At 71.7% G+C, this 18,409-nt stretch carries 17 protein-coding genes and 1 pseudogene; 8 read left to right on the top strand and 10 right to left on the bottom strand.

All coding sequences use genetic code 11. The features are described from left to right. Positions 1 to 265: 265 nt before the first annotated feature. The 4 genes from pknB (at position 266) to KBY19_RS32315 (ending at position 4,987) form a co-directional block, all read left to right on the top strand. Positions 266 to 2,329, top strand: a complete 2,064-nt coding sequence (gene pknB / locus KBY19_RS32330; protein WP_185016645.1) for a Stk1 family PASTA domain-containing Ser/Thr kinase — start codon at positions 266 to 268, stop codon at positions 2,327 to 2,329. Between the two features lie 372 nt (positions 2,330 to 2,701). After that, complete coding sequence (locus KBY19_RS32325) at positions 2,702 to 3,487, top strand: transglycosylase SLT domain-containing protein (RefSeq protein WP_099879927.1); 786 nt, start codon at positions 2,702 to 2,704, stop codon at positions 3,485 to 3,487. 29 nt (positions 3,488 to 3,516) lie between these two features. Beyond that, positions 3,517 to 4,371 (top strand): deoxyribonuclease IV, encoded by an 855-nt coding sequence (locus KBY19_RS32320; RefSeq protein ID WP_099886427.1) that lies wholly within the window; start codon positions 3,517 to 3,519, stop codon positions 4,369 to 4,371. Between the two features lie 97 nt (positions 4,372 to 4,468). After that, the gene (locus tag KBY19_RS32315) at positions 4,469 to 4,987 is read left to right on the top strand and encodes a DUF4396 domain-containing protein (RefSeq protein WP_185016646.1); all 519 of its coding nucleotides are present in this window, start codon (positions 4,469 to 4,471) and stop codon (positions 4,985 to 4,987) included. Between the two features lie 24 nt (positions 4,988 to 5,011). On the opposite strand, the gene KBY19_RS32310 is transcribed toward KBY19_RS32315, so the two are convergent. After that, positions 5,012 to 5,635, bottom strand: a complete 624-nt coding sequence (locus KBY19_RS32310; RefSeq protein ID WP_210967263.1) for a sulfite oxidase-like oxidoreductase — start codon at positions 5,633 to 5,635, stop codon at positions 5,012 to 5,014. A 218-nt stretch (positions 5,636 to 5,853) separates the two neighbouring features. On the opposite strand from KBY19_RS32310, the gene bfr reads away from it, so the two are divergent. Then, positions 5,854 to 6,342, top strand: coding sequence for a bacterioferritin (gene bfr, locus KBY19_RS32305; protein WP_099879933.1), 489 nt, complete (start codon positions 5,854 to 5,856; stop codon positions 6,340 to 6,342). Between the two features lie 31 nt (positions 6,343 to 6,373). Here bfr and KBY19_RS32300 read toward each other — a convergent pair whose 3' ends face one another. Together KBY19_RS32300 and KBY19_RS32295 are read right to left on the bottom strand one after the other, a co-directional pair. Further along, positions 6,374 to 6,676, bottom strand: coding sequence for a bacterioferritin-associated ferredoxin (locus tag KBY19_RS32300; protein ID WP_099879935.1), 303 nt, complete (start codon positions 6,674 to 6,676; stop codon positions 6,374 to 6,376). Positions 6,677 to 6,864: 188 nt separating this feature from the next. Then, a complete protein-coding gene (locus tag KBY19_RS32295; RefSeq protein ID WP_180289897.1) occupies positions 6,865 to 8,208 on the bottom strand; it encodes a class II 3-deoxy-7-phosphoheptulonate synthase in 1,344 nt (447 codons plus the stop codon). A 310-nt stretch (positions 8,209 to 8,518) separates the two neighbouring features. On the opposite strand from KBY19_RS32295, the gene KBY19_RS32290 reads away from it, so the two are divergent. Further along, on the top strand, positions 8,519 to 10,471 hold the full coding sequence (locus KBY19_RS32290; RefSeq protein WP_210967262.1) for an anthranilate synthase family protein: 1,953 nt from the start codon (positions 8,519 to 8,521) through the stop codon (positions 10,469 to 10,471). 84 nt (positions 10,472 to 10,555) lie between these two features. Here KBY19_RS32290 and KBY19_RS32285 read toward each other — a convergent pair whose 3' ends face one another. The 4 genes from KBY19_RS32285 to KBY19_RS32270 form a co-directional block, all read right to left on the bottom strand. Then, positions 10,556 to 11,584: a 6-phosphofructokinase gene (locus KBY19_RS32285; protein ID WP_099879939.1), complete on the bottom strand. Its 1,029-nt coding sequence runs from the start codon at positions 11,582 to 11,584 to the stop codon at positions 10,556 to 10,558. A 251-nt stretch (positions 11,585 to 11,835) separates the two neighbouring features. After that, positions 11,836 to 12,507 carry a response regulator transcription factor gene (locus tag KBY19_RS32280; RefSeq protein ID WP_210967261.1) on the bottom strand — a complete coding sequence of 224 codons (672 nt, stop codon included), beginning with the start codon at positions 12,505 to 12,507 and terminating at the stop codon, positions 11,836 to 11,838. Further along, a complete protein-coding gene (macS, locus tag KBY19_RS32275; protein ID WP_210967264.1) occupies positions 12,497 to 13,705 on the bottom strand; it encodes a MacS family sensor histidine kinase in 1,209 nt (402 codons plus the stop codon). The genes KBY19_RS32280 and macS overlap by 11 nt, the downstream gene beginning before the upstream one ends. 93 nt (positions 13,706 to 13,798) lie before the next feature. Further along, positions 13,799 to 14,599 carry a 1-acyl-sn-glycerol-3-phosphate acyltransferase gene (locus tag KBY19_RS32270; protein ID WP_099879945.1) on the bottom strand — a complete coding sequence of 267 codons (801 nt, stop codon included), beginning with the start codon at positions 14,597 to 14,599 and terminating at the stop codon, positions 13,799 to 13,801. Between the two features lie 237 nt (positions 14,600 to 14,836). On the opposite strand from KBY19_RS32270, the gene KBY19_RS32265 reads away from it, so the two are divergent. Together KBY19_RS32265 and KBY19_RS32260 are read left to right on the top strand one after the other, a co-directional pair. After that, positions 14,837 to 15,631, top strand: a complete 795-nt coding sequence (locus KBY19_RS32265) for a carboxylesterase (RefSeq protein WP_099879947.1) — start codon at positions 14,837 to 14,839, stop codon at positions 15,629 to 15,631. Then, positions 15,618 to 16,259, top strand: coding sequence for a hypothetical protein (locus tag KBY19_RS32260; protein WP_185016650.1), 642 nt, complete (start codon positions 15,618 to 15,620; stop codon positions 16,257 to 16,259). Before KBY19_RS32265 ends, KBY19_RS32260 begins: the two co-directional genes overlap by 14 nt. 27 nt (positions 16,260 to 16,286) lie before the next feature. On the opposite strand, the gene KBY19_RS32255 is transcribed toward KBY19_RS32260, so the two are convergent. From KBY19_RS32255 to KBY19_RS32245, 3 genes and pseudogenes are all read right to left on the bottom strand, one after another. Continuing rightward, positions 16,287 to 17,072: an endonuclease/exonuclease/phosphatase family protein gene (locus KBY19_RS32255; RefSeq protein WP_185016651.1), complete on the bottom strand. Its 786-nt coding sequence runs from the start codon at positions 17,070 to 17,072 to the stop codon at positions 16,287 to 16,289. 21 nt (positions 17,073 to 17,093) lie between these two features. Continuing rightward, the gene (locus KBY19_RS32250; protein WP_099886428.1) at positions 17,094 to 18,035 is read right to left on the bottom strand and encodes an ROK family glucokinase; all 942 of its coding nucleotides are present in this window, start codon (positions 18,033 to 18,035) and stop codon (positions 17,094 to 17,096) included. A gap of 173 nt (positions 18,036 to 18,208) precedes the next feature. Beyond that, positions 18,209 to 18,409 (bottom strand): annotated as a pseudogene (locus KBY19_RS32245) (hypothetical protein); the annotation flags it as partial.

Below are 18,409 nucleotides of genomic sequence, written 5' to 3'. Positions count from 1 at the left end.
CCCCCCCCCCCCCCCCCCCCCCCCCCCCCCCCCCCCCCCCCCCCCCCCCCCCCCCCCCCCCACACGACCCGTCGGCGGCAGCCGAAAACGCAAGGGGGCGTGCCCCCACAAACAGGGGGCGGCGCACCCCGCGGAGCGAGGGCGTGCCCCCACAACAGAGGGGGCGGGGCGAGGGCGGAGCCCTCTGTCACTGTTCGGGCGCAGAACAGTGGTAACCCGCAACCATGCGGCCAAGCCGGCGCAGCGCCCTCGTACACTCTGCGCAATGGACACCACCCTCAAGGACCCTTCCTCGGCCTTCGGCCGGGGAGACCCCTTGGTCGGCCAGGTTCTCGACGGCCGGTACCGCGTCGAGGCCCGGGTAGCGATCGGCGGCATGGCGACGGTGTACCGCGCCGTGGACACCCGCCTCGATCGTGTGCTGGCCCTGAAGGTGATGCACACCTCCCTGTCCGCGGACGACACGTTCGTGACGCGTTTCATCCGGGAGGCCAAGTCCGCCGCGCGTCTGGCGCACCCCAATGTGGTCGGTGTCTTCGACCAGGGCACGGACGGCACGTATGTGTATCTGGCGATGGAGTACGTGGAGGGCTGCACCCTCCGCGATGTGCTGCGGGCCAGGGGCGCCCTGCGTCCCCGGGCGGCGCTGGACATCCTGGAGCCGGTGCTGGCGGCGCTGGGTGCCGCGCACCGCGCGGGCCTGGTGCACCGGGATGTGAAGCCCGAGAACGTGCTGATAGGGGACGACGGCCGGGTCAAGGTCGCCGATTTCGGTCTGGTCAGGGCGGTGGACAGTCAGACGTCCGCGACGACGGACTCGATCCTGGGCACGGTCTCGTATCTGGCGCCGGAGCAGATCGAGGACGGGGCGGCCACTCCGCGTACGGATCTGTACTCGTGCGGGGTGATGCTCTACGAGATGCTGACCGGCGCCAAGCCGCACTCGGGGAGCTCGCCGGCGCAGGTGCTCTATCTGCATCTGAACAAGGACATGCCGGCTCCCTCCGCCGCGGTGCCGGGGATGGCGGCGGCGCTGGACGTCCTGGTCGCGCGGGCGACGGCGCGGGCGCCCGAGGAGCGGCCCGAGGACGCCGTGGCGCTGCTGTCGGAGACGCGTACGGCCCGTGCGGGGCTGTCCGACGAGGAGCTGGACGCGGTGCCGCCGCAGGCCAAGGACGGCGGTACCGGGCCGGCGGGTCCGGCCGGTTCCGAGGAGTCCTCCCCGGTGTCGGGGGATCTGGCGGTGGCTGCGGGACAGGCCGAGGTGTCGGCCTCGCAGACGGAGGCGGACACCTATGTGATTCCGCGGCCGGCGGGGGCCGGGGCCGCCGATCCGGTGCCGGACGCGGAGCCGCTGGACCGTACGGCGCTGCTGTCGGCGCCCCCGGTCGCGCCGCCCGGGGATCCGGCGGGCGGCGAGGGCTCGGGAGGCGGTGGTGCTGCGCGGCGGCGGGTGCTGCAGCCGCGCTGGTGGCTGGTGACGCTGGGTGTGCTGCTGGTTGCGCTGGTGGGTACGGGCATCTGGTACGTCAATTCCGGGCAGTTCGTCCAGACGCCCGCGGTGCTGGACAAGACGCGGTCCGAGGCGACCAGGACGCTCTCGGACGCGGGGCTCGATGTCGAGGTGGATCTGGAGTACAGCGAGCGGGTCGAGCGCGGCCATGTGATCAGCACCGATCCGAAGCCGGGCGAGCGTGTCCGCAGGACGGGGAGTGTCACGCTGACCGTCTCGCGCGGCCCCCATGTGGTGAAGGTTCCCGATCTGAAGGGCACACCGCTCTCGGACGCCCGCCGGGAGCTCAAGGACGCCGGGCTGAAGCCGGGCACGGTCGAGCGGCGGTTCGACGAGGAGACCGCGCAGGGCTCCGTCATCACCAGCGACCCGGCGTCGGGCAGCAAGCGCCGGCCGGGCGCCGCGGTGGCGCTCACGGTCTCCAAGGGCGCGCCCATCGATGTGCCCGATGTGGTCGGTGACGACCAGAGCGACGCCGTGGAAGAGCTGAAGGACGAGGGTCTGAAGGTGCGTATCGCTTCCGAGCGCGTCCACTCCGAGCACGACAAGGGCACCATCGCCCGCCAGTCCCCCACCGACGGCAGCCGGGCGGCCAAGGGCGACACGGTGACGCTGACGGTCTCCAAGGGGCCCGACATGGTCGAGGTGCCCGATGTGGAGGGCAGCAGCGAGGACGAGGCCACCTCGAAGCTGGAAGAGGCGGGGTTCGAGGTGACCGTGCGCCGCATCTTCTTCGGGGACACGGTCTTCAACCAGTCTCCCGACAGCGGTGAGAAGGCGCCCCGGGGCTCGGAGGTCACGATCTGGCTCCGCTGAGCGCGGGGCTGCCGTGGTGTGCGTGGTGGGGCCGTCACCGCGAGTCGCTCCATGTCCGACTTGGCGCGTATATCCCGTCACGGCCCGTGGCGCCCGATCCGGTGGGGTGTGAGCCCACCCATAGGACGCACGTCACCTACGAAAGAGAGTAGTGGAAAGGAATCCACTGCTCCACCTGGAATGCAGCACCGCTCATCACCCCGGTGCGGAACCCCCGTCAACGAATTCGGGTAGTACGTCACACCTTTGATTTCGGAAAACGGGCCCTTTAACAATTGCGGTCGTCGCACGGCGCCGAAACAGCACTCGGCGTTTCCCCCCGGCTCCCCGCCTCTGCGACGACGCCAGCGATGAAAGGTTCCGCACTTCCTCATGCCCAGCATCTCCAGCCTCAGTCTCAGCCCCAAGGCCAAGAAGATCTCGACCATCGGTCTCGGCACCGCGGGCGCCGCGGCCCTGGCCCTGACGGTCCTGCCCGGCACGGCGGCCCACGGTGACTCCGGCCAGGCCACCGCCAAGAAGATCACCGCCGACAGCGTCGCCTTCAGCTCCCACTCCTCGGTGCTGCCCGAGCACGGCAAGGACATCACCGCCCAGCAGCAGTCCCTGGTGAAGGTGCCGGCCGACGGCGAGAAGGTGGCGAGCGTCAAGGACGCCACCACCACCGCGAAGAGCTTCACCAGCACCGACGAGGTGGCCGCCGCGATACAGGCCGACGCCAAGGAGCGCGCCGCCAAGGCCGCGGCCCAGAAGAAGGCGGAGGCGGCAGCGGCGAAGGAGCGGGCGGCCAAGGCGGCGGCGAACCGCGCCGAGAAGCGCGCCGCGGCGCCCAGCTACCCGAACAACCTGGACGGCTGGATCCGTGAGGCCCGCGCCATCATGGCCAAGCACGGCATCCCCGGCTCCTACGAGGGCATCAAGCGCAACATCATCCGGGAGTCCGGCGGCGACCCGCGCGCCATCAACAACTGGGACATCAACGCCATCAACGGCGTGCCCTCCAAGGGCCTGCTCCAGGTGATCAAGCCGACCTTCGATGCCTACCATGTCGAGGGCACCTCCTGGGACCAGTACGACCCGGTCGCGAACATCGTCGCCGCCTGCAACTACGCGGCGGACCGCTACGGTTCGATGGACAACGTCAACTCGGCATACTGAGTGGTGTGACCACGAACGACACCCAGCGCATGCGCAATCCCATTGGCGGCCATGTCCCCGTAGCCGGGGGCCTGGCCGCCACTGGCATTTCCTACGCCGCCGATATCGACGCCGAAACACTTCAGGTTTTTGTCGCGAATCCGCGCGGCTGGGCAACGCCGACCGGAAACGCGGACCAGGACGCCGCATTCCGTACCGCCTGTGCGGAGCGTGGACTTCCCGCCTTTGTCCATGCTCCTTATCTGATCAATTTCGGCTCGCACACCGAGGAAACCGCCACCAGATCCGTGCTCTCGCTGCGGCATTCGCTGCGGCGCGGTCGGGACATCGGCGCGCTGGGGGTCGTCGTGCACACCGGCTCGGCGACCGGTGGCCGGTCCCGCCGCACCGCGCTCGCCCAGGCCCGCGAGTTGATGATGCCGCTGCTGGACGAGCTGTCCCACGAGGACGACCCGTGGCTGCTGCTGGAGCCGACGGCGGGGCAGGGCGCCTCGCTCTGTTCCCAAGTGCACGAGCTCGGCCCCTACTTCGAGGCGCTGGAGCACCACCCCAAGCTCGGGGTCTGCCTCGACACCTGCCATGTCTTCGCGGCGGGCCACGACTTGGCCGCGCCCGGCGGGGTGGACCGCACGCTTGAGGAGCTGGTGTCGGTGACGGGACCCAGCCGGCTGAAGCTGATCCACGCCAACGACTCCAAGGACGTGGCCGGTGCGCACAAGGACCGGCACGCGAACATCGGCGGAGGCCATATAGGGACCGCACCGTTCGCCGAGCTGCTGGCCCACCCGCTGACCGAGGGTGTGCCGCTGGTGATCGAGACCCCGGGCCGCAAGGAGGGGCACGCAGCGGATGTGGAGCTGTTGAAGAAGCTGCGGAACGGCTGACACTCGTCGGCGCACGGCATGGCGGAATACCCCGAGGGGGTATAACGTTGCGGCGGTGCGACGGCACGATCCGCTCTGCTTCACAACGAGGTGTCCCATGACCCAGCACGTCCAGCACGACTCCGGAACCCACCGGCACGGCGAGCCCGACCCCAGCCACGACCACGGCCACGGTCACGGCCCCGTCTCCTGGTCCATGGCCGCCAGGGCCACCCTGCACTGCCTGCTGGGCTGCGCGCTGGGCGAGATCCTCGGCATGGTGATCGGGACAGCGCTGGCCTGGCACAACGCGCCGACGATGGCGCTGGCGATCGTCCTGGCGTTCGTCTTCGGCTACAGCTTCACGATGTACGCCGTCGTACGCGCCGGCCTCGACTTCCGTACGGCGCTCAAGGTCGCCCTCGCCGCGGACACGGTCTCCATCCTGGTCATGGAGCTGGTCGACAACGGCGTGCTCCTGCTGGTCCCGGGTGCGATGGACGCCCATCTGGATACAGCACTGTTCTGGGGCGCCCTCGCGGTCGCCTTCGCCATCGCCTTCGCGGTCACCACTCCGGTCAACCGCCTGCTCATCAGCGCGGGCAAGGGCCACGCCGTGGTGCATCAGTACCACTGACGCGACGGGGGGCGGGCGGGGCGGCTACAGCTCGGGGCCGTCCCCCGGCTCCTCCTGGTAGGAGTAGCGCTGCTCCTGCCAGGGGTCGCCGATGTTGTGGTAGCCCCGCTCCTCCCAGAAGCCCCGCCGGTCGGCCGTCATGTACTCGATGCCCCTCACCCACTTGGGGCCCTTCCAGGCGTACAGGTGGGGTACGACGAGGCGGACGGGGAAGCCGTGCTCGGCGGTCAGCAGCTCACCGGCCCGGTGCGTGGCGAAGACCGTGTTCTCAGCCGTGAAGTCCGCCAGCCGCAGGTTGGAGCTGAAGCCGTACTCCGCCCACACCATCACATGGGTGACATCGGGCGCGGGCGGCGCCAGCTGGAGGATCGCACGGGCGAGTACGCCGCCCCACTCGGCACCCAGCATGCTGAATTTCGCGACACAGTGCAGATCGGCGACGACGGTCCGGTACGGCAGCGCGGAGAACTCCTCGTGGTTCCAGGAGTGCTTCTCGCCGTCCGCCGTGGCGCCGAAGACCCGGAAGTCCCACCGCTCACGGCGGAACTTGGGTACGGGGCCGTAGTGGGTGACCGGCCACCCACGCTGGAGCCGCTGCCCGGGCGGAAGCTCCGGTTGCTCCCCTTCGCGGCTTTGCGGCTGACCCATGCCCCCATGGTGACAGACCCCGGCCCGTGGTCTTGACCACCCCCCGAGCGGCCGGTCGGCGGCGACGGAATCGCAGCTCACAACAGCAAATATCAGCACACCCGGTAAGCGTGCACTTACTGGACCGAGCCGGTGGGCGGTGACAGGATGCGCGATTGCGCGCCACGCGTGCACTCTGCCCGGTACATGCGTCATGCCCCTGGAAGGAGCCCGCCACCATGCAGGGCGACCCCGAGGTCATCGAGTTCCTCAACGAACAGCTCACCGCCGAGCTGACCGCGATCAACCAGTACTTCCTGCACGCGAAGATGCAGGAGCACTACGGCTGGACCAAGCTCGCCGAGTACACCCGCGCCGAGTCGTTCGACGAGATGCGGCACGCGGAGCGGCTCACCGACCGCATCCTCTTCCTGGAGGGCCTGCCGAACTATCAGCGGCTCTTCCATGTACGGGTCGGCCAGACCCTCACCGAGATGCTCCGCGCCGACCGGCAGATCGAGGTCGAGGCGATCGACCGGCTCAAGCGGGGCGTCGAGTTGATGCGGAACAAGGGCGACATCACGTCCGCCAACATCTTCGAGGACATCCTGGCGGACGAGGAGCACCACATCGACTATCTGGACACCCAGCTCGACCTGGTCGACAAGCTGGGCGAGTCGCTGTACATCGCGCAGCAGATCGAGCAGAAGGCCCCGGACGAGACCTGAGGCCTGACCGAGGTGTGCCGCCCGCGGTGGGTTACGCCGCCACCCGCGCGGCAGCGGCAGCCGGGGCCTGGGCCGCCATGGCGGCGACCTCGGCGGGTTCCGGGGCGGTAGCCGTCGAAGGCTGCTGCGCCGTGAGGGGCGGCTCGCCACGGTCCAGCGCCGCTCTGCGGGGGCACTGGCCGCGTCCGAGGATGCCCTGGATACGGCGGACGCAGGAGCCGCAGTCCGTGCCCGCCTTGCTGGCGGAGGCTATCTGGCGCGGGGTGCACGCCCCCGCTGCCGCGTGCTCTTTCACCTGCTCTTCGGTGATGCCGAAGCACGAGCAGACGTACACGCGGTCACCTCCGGCTCGGTTCGGTCAGTCGTTCTGAGGTTAACCTAACCTTACCCGCCAGGGCCTGTCCACATACGTCGCTGGGGCCCGCGTCACACGGGTGGTGCGGGCGCCGGGGGCATGGCCGACGGTACGGCCGGCGGTGCGCGCCGCGGCTCACGGCCGCGGCGCTTCACCCCCTGCGCGGCTCACTGGTCGCGGTACATCTCCGCGACCAGGAAGGCCAGATCGAGCGACTGGCTGCGGTTGAGCCTGGGGTCGCAGGCCGTCTCGTAGCGCTGGTGCAGATCGTCGACGAAGATCTCGTCGCCGCCGCCCACGCACTCGGTGACGTCGTCACCGGTCAGCTCCATGTGGATGCCACCGGGGTGGGTGCCCAGGCTCTTGTGGACCTCGAAGAAGCCCTTGACCTCGTCCAGCACATCGTCGAAGCGGCGGGTCTTGTGGCCGCTGGCCGCCTCGAAGGTGTTGCCGTGCATCGGGTCGCAGACCCAGGCGACCGTGGCGCCCGAGGCGGTGACCTTCGCCACCAGCTCGGGGAGCCGGTCGCGGATCTTGTCGGCTCCCATCCGGGTGATGAAGGTGAGGCGGCCCGGCTCACGTTCCGGGTCGAGCCGCTCGATGAGGGCCAGCGCCTCCTCCGGGGTCGTCGTGGGGCCCAGCTTCACCCCGATCGGGTTGCGCACCCGGGCGGCGAACTCGATGTGCGCGCCGTCCAGCTGCCGGGTGCGCTCGCCGATCCAGACCATGTGCCCGGACACGTCGTAGAGGTTGCCGCTGCGCGAGTCGACACGGGTGAGCGCCGACTCGTAGTCGAGCAGCAGCGCCTCGTGCGAGGAGTAGAACTCGACCGTCTTCAGCTCCTCGGGATCGGTCCCGCAGGCGTGCATGAACTTCATCGCCTGGTCGATCTCGCGGGCCAGCGCCTCGTAGCGCTGCCCGGAGGGGCTGGACTTGACGAAGTCCTGGTTCCAGGCGTGCACCTGGCGCAGATCGGCGTAGCCGCCGGTGGTGAAGGCGCGGACCAGGTTCAGCGTGGCGGAGGAGGCGTGGTACATCCGCTTCAGCCGCTCCGGGTCGGGCCTGCGCGCCTCCGGGGTGAACTCGAAGCCGTTGACCGAGTCGCCCCGGTAGGAGGGCAGCGTCACCCCGTCGCGGGTCTCGGTCGGCTTGGAGCGGGGCTTGCTGTACTGGCCGGCGATCCGGCCGACCTTGACGACGGGCACCGAGCCCGCGTACGTCAGCACGGCGCCCATCTGCAGCAGTGTCTTGAGCTTGTTGCGGATGTGCTCGGCGCTGACCTGGTCGAACGCCTCGGCGCAGTCGCCGCCCTGGAGCAGGAACGCCTCACCGCGCGCAACCGAGCCCAGCCGCTCCCGCAGCTGGTCGCACTCGCCCGCGAAGACGAGCGGCGGATAGGACTCGAGCTCGGCGAGTACGGTACGCAGAGCCTCGTGGTCCGGCCAGTCGGGCTGCTGTGCTGCAGGGAGGTCTCGCCAGGTGTGGGCACCGGCGTCGGTGTGGGCGTTCACAGTCACGGACCCCAGGTTACGGGTTTTCGAGGGGAACCCGTCCGGGTGCCCGCCATACGAGACCGGTAGCACCGGGCTCCGGGACGGTGACGGCCGTTCCCCGTCGGCGCCGGGCCCGCGGCCGACTCGTCCGCTATGGTGTGCGGCATGCACGCGCTGTCGACCATGAACTGGTGGTGGCCCGCCCGCACGGCGGCCCGCCACGACGCGCGTATGCACTGAGAGATCCAGCTACGTGCCAGGCCGCCCGAGGGGCGGCCTTTCGCGTGTCAGCGGCCGTTCCTCCCGTATCTCCGCGAAGGGACCCCGCATGCACCGCACCGCACCACAGTCGTCCACACCCGCACCCGCCGCCCTTGTCGAGCGTCTGACCAGCGATGACGCGCCACCGTTCGCGCTGTTGCGCAGGCGGACGCCGGGCCGGGAGCCCGATCTCGTCGAGGTGCTCGTCGGCAGCGTGCACGAGGTGGAGCACCTCGCCGATCTGCCTGTCGGCGGCAGCGGCGAAGGGGGCGCACTGGCGCTCGTACCGTTCCGGCAACTGCGCGAGCGCGGTTTCGACGTGCGCGACGACGGCACGCCGCTGTCGGTGCTGCTGCCCGACGAGCGGTACGAGCTGCCGCTGGAGGCCACGCTCGCCGCGCTGCCGGACCACCCGGTGCACGTCGAGCAGGGCGCCTTCGACGTACCGGACGGCGCGTACGAGCAGATCGTGCGCCGGGTCGTCACGGAGGAGATCGGATCCGGTGAGGGCGCCAACTTCGTCATCCGGCGCGACTACCAAGGGCTGATCCCCGGCTTCTGCCGTGCGGACGCGCTGGCCCTCTTCGGGCGGCTGCTGAGCGGTGAGCAGGGCGCCTACTGGACGTTCGTCGTCCACACGGGCGAGCGGGTACTGGTCGGCGCGAGCCCTGAAGTACACGTACGGATGGCCGGCGGGACCGTGGTGATGAACCCCATCAGCGGCACCTACCGCTATCCCCCGCAGGGCCCGGACGTGGCGGGGCTGCTGGACTTCCTGGCCGACCGCAAGGAGAGCGAGGAGCTGTCCATGGTCGTCGACGAGGAGCTGAAGATGGTGTGCACGGTCGGCGACGAGGGCGGGGTCGTCGTCGGACCGCGGCTGAGGGAGATGGCACATCTGGCGCACACCGAGTACGAACTGCGCGGCCGCTCCACGCTGGACGTACGCGAAGTGCTGCGCGAGACGATGTTCGCCGCGACCGTGACCGGCTCCCCGGTCGAGAACGCCTGCCGCGTCATCGGGCGGCACGAGAGCGGCGGACGCGGCTACTACGCGGGGGCACTGGCCCTGCTCGGCCACGACTCCCTTGGCGGCACGCAGACGCTCGACTCCCCCATCCTCATCCGTACCGCCGACATCGACGCGCGCAGCGGCCGGCTGCGGGTACCGGTGGGTGCCACGCTCGTGCGCGCCTCCGACCCGGCGAGCGAGGTGGCGGAGACCCACGCCAAGGCGGCCGGGGTCCTCACGGCGCTGGGGGTGCGCGCGGCCGGGCCCCGTCCGCGGGGCGGTCCGCGCCCCCGGCTGGCGGACGACCCCCGGGTGCGGGCCGCGCTGGAGGGACGGCGCGCCGCTCTTGCACCCTTCTGGCTGCGGATGCGGGTGGGGCGGCCCGCCGGGACACAGTCGGCGCAGGTGCTGGTCATCGACGGCGAGGACACCTTCACCTCGATGCTGGCGCATCTGCTGGGCTCCACCGGACACCCGGTGCGGGTGCGGCGCTACGACGAACCGGGGCTGGCCGAGGCAGCGCTGCGGCACGAGGGGCCCGTGGTGCTGGGCCCGGGGCCCGGCGACCCACGCGATACGGCCGACCCGAAGATGCGGCTGCTGCGCGGTCTCGCCGCCGACCTGGTACGCGCCCGGCGGCAGCCGCTGCTGGGCGTCTGCCTCGGGCACGAACTGCTCGCCGCCGAGCTGGGCCTGGAACTGGTCCGCAAGCGACGCCCCCACCAAGGGACGCAGGAGACGATCGACCTGTTCGGACGGCAGGAGACGGTCGGCTTCTACAACTCCTACACCGCGCGCTGCGACGACGAGGCCGCCGCGGAACTGGCCCTGCACGGCGTCGAACTGAGCCGCGACCCGGCCGACGGCGACGTCCACGCCCTGCGCGGACCCGGCTTCGCCGGGGTGCAGTTCCACCCCGAGTCGGTGCTGACGCTGGACGGGGTGACGGTGACGGCGCACCTGCTGGCGGCGGTGAGCGAGACAGCGGCGAGCGCCGGACACCGCTGAAAGCGAAGGCGGGCGGCGGTCCGGAAGACGGCCCGGCAGTCCGGCGGGCGGGGGAGCCCGAGCAGGGATCCCCCGCTGCGTCCGTCAGCCGAAGAAGACGCCCGCCTCCTCGTAGAGGGCCGGGTCCACCGTCTTGAGCTTCTCGGTCGCCTTCGCGAGCGGGACGCGGACGATGTCGGTGCCGCGCAGGGCCACCATGCTGCCCCACGCCTCGTCCCGTACCGCGTCGATGGCGTGCAGGCCGAACCGGGTGGCCAGCCAGCGGTCGAACGCCGTGGGGGTGCCGCCGCGCTGGATGTGCCCGAGGACGGTGGTGCGGGCCTCCTTGCCGGTGCGCGACTCGACCTCCTTGGCCAGCCACTCGCCGACGCCCGACAGTCTGACGTGCCCGAAGGAGTCGGTGGAGCCGTCCTTGAGGACCATCTCCCCGTCCTTGGGCATCGCCCCCTCCGCGACGACCACGATCGGCGCGTAGCTCGCCTTGAAGCGGGAGGTGACCCACTCGCAGACCTGGCCGACGTCGAAGCGCTGTTCGGGGATGAGGATGCAGTTGGCGCCGCCCGCCAGCCCGGAGTGCAGGGCGATCCAGCCCGCGTGCCGCCCCATGACCTCCACCACCAGCACCCGCATATGGGACTCGGCGGTGGTGTGCAGCCGGTCGATGGCCTCGGTGGCGACGGTGACGGCCGTGTTGAAGCCGAAGGTGTAGTCCGTCGCGGACAGATCGTTGTCGATCGTCTTGGGCACGCCGACACAGCGGATGCCGTATTCGTCCGTCAGCCGGGCCGCCACGCCCAGGGTGTCCTCGCCGCCGATCGCGATCAGCGCGTCGACCTCGTACTTGGTGAGGTTCTCCTTGATGCGCCGGACGCCGTCCTCCTCCTTGAACGGGTTGGTGCGGGAGGAGCCGAGGATGGTGCCGCCGCGCGGCAGCGTGCCGCGCACCGCCGGGATGTCGAGCCGGACCGTCTCCCCCTCCAGCGGCCCCCGCCAGCCGTCGCGGAACCCGGTGAAGTCGTAGCCGTAACGCTGGACTCCCTTACGGACGACGGCCCGCATGACCGCATTGAGACCGGGGCAGTCGCCGCCGCCGGTCAGCACTCCGACCCGCATGGGATCTCCCTTCTCCGCATGGACGCGCCTGGACGCGGCGCCGTGATCAACCGTGTGCACGGCGCAACATCCGCCACGCTAGCGGTGATCCACGTCACACGGGATGCCGCGAGAGGCGGATTTCGTTGCCAGATGCGGGATTTGAGCCCCGGGCAATCACTCGTACGAAGGACAGGCGTCCGCGGCGCCCTGCGTCAGCCCCGCTGTCGCCGCTCTTCGCCCTCCGGCCCGCTCAGTCGTCCAGACCGCGCTCAGTCGTCCAGACCGCGCTCGATCGCGTACCGCACAAGCTCGACCCTGTTGTGCAGCTGCAGTTTCCCCAGGGTGTTCTGGACGTGGTTCTGCACGGTGCGGTGCGAGATGACGAGCCGCTCGGCGATCTGCTTGTAACCGAGCCCCTTGGCGACCAGGCGCAGCACCTCCGTCTCGCGCTCGGTCAGCTTCGGCGCCCGGGGGCCGTCGTCGGCGGCCGGCGCCGGATCGGCGGCCAGCCTGCGGTACTCGCCCAGCACCAGCCCGGCCAGCCCCGGGGTGAAGACCGGGTCGCCCAGCGCCGTACGGCGCACCGCGTCCAGCAGTTCCTGCGGGCCCGCCGACTTGACCAGATAGCCCGTGGCTCCGGACTTGACCGCCTCCAGCACATCGCTGTGCTCGCCGCTGGCCGACAGCACCAACACCCGCAGCCTGCTCTGCGGGCCGACCAGTTCGCGGCACACCTCCACCCCCGGCCTGCCCGGCAGGTTCAGGTCCAGCACCAGTACGTCGGGCGAGGTGGCGCGGGCCCGGCGGATCGCCTGCTCACCGTCGCCCGCGGTGGCGACGACGTCGAACCCGGCCTCGGCCAGGTCCCGTGCGACGGCCTCCCGCCACATCGGGTGGTCGTCGACGACCATCACCCGCACGGGCCGTGCGTCAGTTGTCATGTTTCGAAACCCTCATCTCCACTTCCGTCCCCTGTCCGGGCACCGACACCAGCTCCGCCGTACCGCCCAGGTCCCGCAGCCGTCCCCGGATGGACAGCGCGACACCCATCCGGCCCTCCGCCTCCGCGTCCGCCAGCCGTCCCTCGGGGATGCCCGGGCCGTCGTCCCGCACGGTCACGACCACCGCGTCCGGCTCGTCCTCCAGCAGGATCCACGCGTGCGCCTTGCCGCCGGAACCGTCACCGGCGTGCTTGGCCACATTGTCCAGCGCGGCACCGACAGCCGCGGCCAGCTCCCTGGCCGTCCAGGCGGGCAGCAGCACCGGGGCCCCGGGCTCGGAGAAGGTGACCCGGGAGGCGGCGTACGAGGACAGCAGCGCACGGACGTCGCAAGGGGCGGTGTCGGCAGCGTCGTCGGTGGCCGGCGGCACGCCGCCGGAGGGACCGCCCCCTTCCATGGCGAGCGCCGGGCGGTGGTCACCGGCGGGAGCGGGCCCCGGCTCCGGTGCCACCCCGCTGGAGACCAGGGCGCGCAGGGCCACTTCCTGTTCCCCCGCCATCCGGCCGAGCTGGGCCGCCTCGCCGCCCAGAGCCGTACCCCGGCGCTGCACCATGGCCAGCACCTGCAGGACGCTGTCGTGGATGTCCCGGGCGAGCCGCTCACGCTCCCGGGTCGCCGCCTCGATCCGCAGGGCGCGCGCCAGGGTGCGTTCGCTGGCCCGGGCCACTTCGATGACGTAGCCGATGGCGACACTCGCCACGCACACGAGCAGCACGTTGTGGAAGGTGGAGCGGGTGATGGTGCCGCGCTCGACGATGTTGGCGATCCCCACCAGTACCGAGGCGCCCGCGGCCCACCGCCAGCCGCCCTTGAGCGCGAAGGCGAGGACCGGGCCGGCGACCCAGATGGACGGCAGCGTGGGCCCCACCCGGGCGTGGCCGTCCACCAGCGGTGACAGCAGGATGCCGACGACGCCCAGCGCGATGTCCGTGACGAGGAACGGCAGCGTGCAGCGCTCGGCCGAACCGACGTGGCGCAGCGTGCCGAACGTCCAGCAGGCGAGGATCAGCAGGAAGACGCCACCGGGCACCGGCGCGCTGTACTCCTGGTGGCTCCAGGCGAAGACGCCGGCGATGTACAGGACGGCAAGGATCCGGTAGCCCGTCAGCGCCCGCCACAACGGCTGCTCGACGGACATCAACTGCGCAACCACGGTTCCCCCCACAACACCTTCCCGCCGCGAGGGCGAGGCCCCGGACGGCGAGAGTCCGGCGGTCCGGCGGCGGCCGGACTAGGCGGCCCTGTCGCCGCCTGCCTCGTCCTTCCCGGCCCGCTTCCTTGCGGCTCCCTCGTCCTGCGCGCCGGCTTCCTCCGCCTCGGCGGCCTCCGCGATCTTCGCGGCCTTCGCGGCCTCCGCGATCTGCCGCTTGGCCGCCGTCGCGTACATGTCCACGTACTCCTGGCCGGAGAGTTTCAGGATGGCGTACATGACCTCGTCGGTGACGGCCCGCTGGATGAACCGGTCGTTGTCCATGCCCTGGTAGCGGCTGAAGTCCAGCGGAGTGCCGATCCGGATGCCCGGACGCATCAGCTTGGGGACGACCTTGCCGGGCGGCTGGATCTTCTCCGTGTCGATCATCGCCACCGGGATCACCGGCGCCCCCGAGCGCAGGGCGACCCGCGCCAGACCGCCGGGCTTGCCCCGGTAGAGGCGGCCGTCGGGCGAGCGTGTGCCCTCCGGATAGATACCGAAGAGCTCACCGCGCTCCAGCACTTCGAGCCCGCTTCTGATCGCCGCCTCGCCCGCGCCGCGTACCCCGGAGCGGTCGACCGGGAGCTGGCCGACGCCCTTGAAGAACGCGGCCGTCAGCTTGCCCTTGACCCCCGGCGAGGTGAAGTACTCGGCCTTCGCGATGAAGGTGACCTTGCGGTCGAGGACGGCGGGCAGGAAAAAGGAGTCGGAGAAGGAGAGGTGATTGCTGGCCAGGATGGCGGGCCCCTCCGCCGGCACATTCTCCAGGCCCTCCACCCAGGGCCGGAACGCGAGCTTCAGCGTGCTGCCGACCGACAGCTTCATCGCGCTGTAGAACAACCTCGACCTCCTTGGTGGGACCCACCGACCCTATCCCGCCGTCGCGCCCCGGGATCCCCGCCGCCGTCATCCGCCGCGGTCATCCGTCGCCGTCCGACCGCCGGGTACCCGCCGGCTCCCGTGCGGAGTGCCCGAGTGCCCCCGTGGGACCTTTGGAGACTGCCGGAGTACCGGGCGACGAATTAGGGTGGCAGCACTCCTTGCCGAGCCCGACCGCTGAGCCTCTGGAGGCCCGCCGTGCCGCCCATCCTCCCCGGAGCCGAGCCATTCCGCCGCGACGGATCAGCGACCGGTGTACTGCTCTGTCACGGCTTCACCGGCTCCCCGCAGTCCCTGCGCCCATGGGCCGAGGACCTGGCCGGGCACGGTCTGACCGTCTCCCTGCCGCTGCTGCCCGGACACGGCACCCGCTGGGAGGACCTGGCGCTGACGAGCTGGGAGGACTGGTACGCGACCGTGGACCGCGAACTGCGGCTGCTGCGCGAACGCTGTGACCAGGTCTTCGTCTGCGGGCTGTCGATGGGCGGCGCGCTGGCGCTGCGGCTGGCCGCGCTGCACGGGGAGGCGGTGCGCGGGGTGACCGTCGTCAATCCGGCGATGACCTTCCCCCGGTTGCAGGGGTACGCCGTACCCGTCGGCCGCTTCCTCGCGCGGTCGGTGCCGGGCATCGTCGACGACATCGCCAAGGAGGGCCGGCACGAACTCGGCTACGACCGGGTGCCCACCCGGGCCGCGTACGCGCTGCGCAACTTCTTCCGCGTCGCCCAGCGCGACCTGCCGAAGGTGACGCAGCCGCTGCTGCTGCTGCGCAGCCGGACGGACCACGTGGTGCCCGCCGGCGACTCGGCTCTCGTCCTGGGCCGCGTCTCGTCCACCGATGTGACCGAGACCGTGCTGGAGCACAGTTTCCATGTCGCCACCCTCGACCACGACGCGGAGCGGATCTTCGCCGACACCCGCGGCTTCATCGACCGGCTCACCGCCGGGCAGGAGCCGGTCACCACGGTACGGAGCGCCCGTGACGGCGCGTGACCCGGACGAGGGCGAGCCCCGCGACCCGCACGAGCCCCAGGATTCCGCCGGCGCCGCAGGGAGCGGATCGTCCCTGCCGCCGGAGGAGGAGGCGGCCTGGGCGGCGATCGTCGCGGCGTACGGTGAGGAGCCGGCCGAGTCCGCCGAGTCCGGCGGCGGGGACGGCGGCGGGGACGGCGGCGCCGACGGCGTGAGCGGGGACGCCGGGGACGACGCCGGGGAGCCGGACGGCGACATGCTCACCAAGCCGCGGCCCGCGGCGGACGCGGAGCCGCCCACGCGCAGCTTCACCGTCTATGCGCCCGGGGCGGGGCCCCGCGACTGGCAGCCGGCACCGGACCCGGAGGAGAAGAGCGACGGAGAGGCGGACGACGAGGGCCACTTCGAGCCGCCCGAGCCGCCGCCGCTGCCCGAGACGGACACCACGACGAAGTTCGCCTGGCTGGCCGCGCTGGGCGGCCCGCTGCTGCTGATCGGCACCGTGCTGCTGCAGGCCGACATGGAATGGTGGATCGTCACCCTGGGGGTCGGCGGGTTCCTCGGCGGCTTCGCCACCCTGGTGACCCGGATGCGGGACGGCCGGGACGACGACGACTGGGACGACCCGGGCCGGGGCGCCGTGGTGTGAGCCCCGGGTGGGCGGGCGAAGGCCCGCTCACCGCGCGGGGAGGCGCAGGGCCGCCAGGACGGGGAGGTGGTCGGTGGCGGCCACCAGGTCCGCCGAGGTCACACCGGGCAGCCCGCGGGGCACACCGGCGCCCAGGACCTGTACGCCCTCCCCGGCGAAGACCGCGTCGATGCGCTGCACCGGTTCGGCGGGTGTCGAGGTGTGCTCGGCGCCCCACGGCGCGAGGTCCCAGGCGTCCCGCAGCCCCTCCCCCAGCAGGCCGAACGTGCGGCCGCCGGCCCGCTCGTTGACATCCCCGGCGGCGACCGTCGCCGGGGTGCCGAGCGCGGCGGTCCGCTCCAACAGCGCCCGGGCCTGCGAGCGCCGTTCGCGGGCCTGGAGGCTGAGGTGGAAGCTGACCACGCCCAGCCGGGCGACGGGGCCGAACCGCAGTTCGGCGGTGGCGAAGCCCCGCTGGTGCAGTCCGGGCGTACGCGGCAGCAGCACGTCCTCGGTGCGCTCGACGTGCGCACGCAGCGAGGCGAGGATCAGCGGTCCGGAGGCCGTCGCACCGCCGGTGACGTAGGTGAGGCCCGTGCGGCGCGCCAGCCAGGCCGCCCGCTTGCGCCAGCGGAAGAAGCGCGGCGCCTCCTGCACGCAGACGACGTCGGGAGCGCACGCCCGGATGATCCGGACGAGCGCTTCCCGGTCGTCCCGCAGGGAACGGATGTTGTAGCTGAGCAGCCGGACGACGGCGGAGCCGTCGGGCTCGGTACGGGAGGGCGGCAGGTCGGCGACCCGCGTGCCCTCCTCCGCTGTCCTCTCCCCCGTCATCGCGGCGGCCCCCCGGTCCGCTCAGCCCTGGCGGGCCAGGTCCGCGACGCCCACGAGACCCGCCTTGTTGCCCAGTTGGGCGGCGAGGACCTCGGCGTGCGGGCGCCAGCGGCTGCCGACCAGCCAGCGGCGGTAGGACTTGCGGATCGGGTCGAGCACCAGCTCGCCCTCGTCGGAGACGCCGCCGCCGACGATGAAGGCGCCCGGGTCGAAGAGGGAGGCGAGGTCGGCGAGACCGGCGCCCGCCCAGCGGGCGAGCTCGCGGAAGGAGTCGATGGCGACCGGGTCGCCCTGCCGGGCCGCCTCGCTGATGTGCTTGCCCCGGATGCCCTCGCTGGTGCCGTCGCCCAGCCCCAGCAGGATCGAGGCGTTGTCCGGGGTGGCGGTGGCGCGCTGCTGGGCGTAGCGCAGCAGCGCGCGCCCGGAGGCGTACTGCTCCCAGCAGCCCTGGTTGCCGCAGCCGCACAGCAGGCCGTCGGGGACCATCCGGATGTGGCCGAACTCGGCGGCCACGCCGTACCGGCCGCGGTGCAGCTTGCCGCCGATGATGGTGCCGCCGCCCAGGCCGGTGCCGATGGTGATGCAGACGACGTCCTCGTGACCGGTGCCGACGCCGAACTTGTACTCGCCCCAGGCGGCGGCGTTGGCGTCGTTCTCGATCACGACGGGCAGGTCGATGCGCTGCTCGACCTTGTCCTTGAGCGGCTCGTGCCGCCAGCTGAGATTGGGGGTGAACAGCACGGTGGCGCGCTTGTCGTCCACGTACCCGGGGGCGCCGATCCCGACGGCCTCCACCTGGTACTCGGCGCTGGCCTGGCGAACGGCGTCCGCGATGGCGTCGATCACGGCTTCAGGGGTGTCGGGGGTGGGCACCGTGCTGGTTTCGAGAATGGTGCCTTTCTCGTCGACAACGCCGGCCGCGATCTTGGTGCCGCCGATGTCGACCCCGATTGTGAGTCCCATGTGTCCCTCGGTCATCCGAATGTGATCCCCGCCGCCGCCAACGGTACCGGAGCACTCTGCGTTACCGGGCACGGTCGGGGCAGGGCCGCGTCCTTGTCCGCGGCACCGCTCACCGCTCAGCGCTCACCGCTGCGACGGCGGACCACTGCCGCTGCGGCGGGAGGGCGCCCCCGCTACTTGCCGCCGGGGCCCTCGTCCCCGGCCCCGTCCGCGTCCTCGTCCGGCTCGACCGCGATGTGCTCCTCGACGGCCTGCTCGGCGACGTCCGCGTCCAGGTCCGCCGCACGGGAGAGGTCGGCGGCCTCCTCGACATCGATCCGCTCGGCGTCCTCGGCGCCGGACGGCTCGCTCCAGCGGCGCTCCGACTCGTGGAC

It is taken from the genome of Streptomyces sp. B15, from assembly GCF_018070605.1.
Taxonomy (GTDB): domain Bacteria; phylum Actinomycetota; class Actinomycetes; order Streptomycetales; family Streptomycetaceae; genus Streptomyces; species Streptomyces smyrnaeus.
Note: the sequence above shows the minus strand (reverse complement) of the source record. Positions and strands in the feature narration are given on the sequence as shown.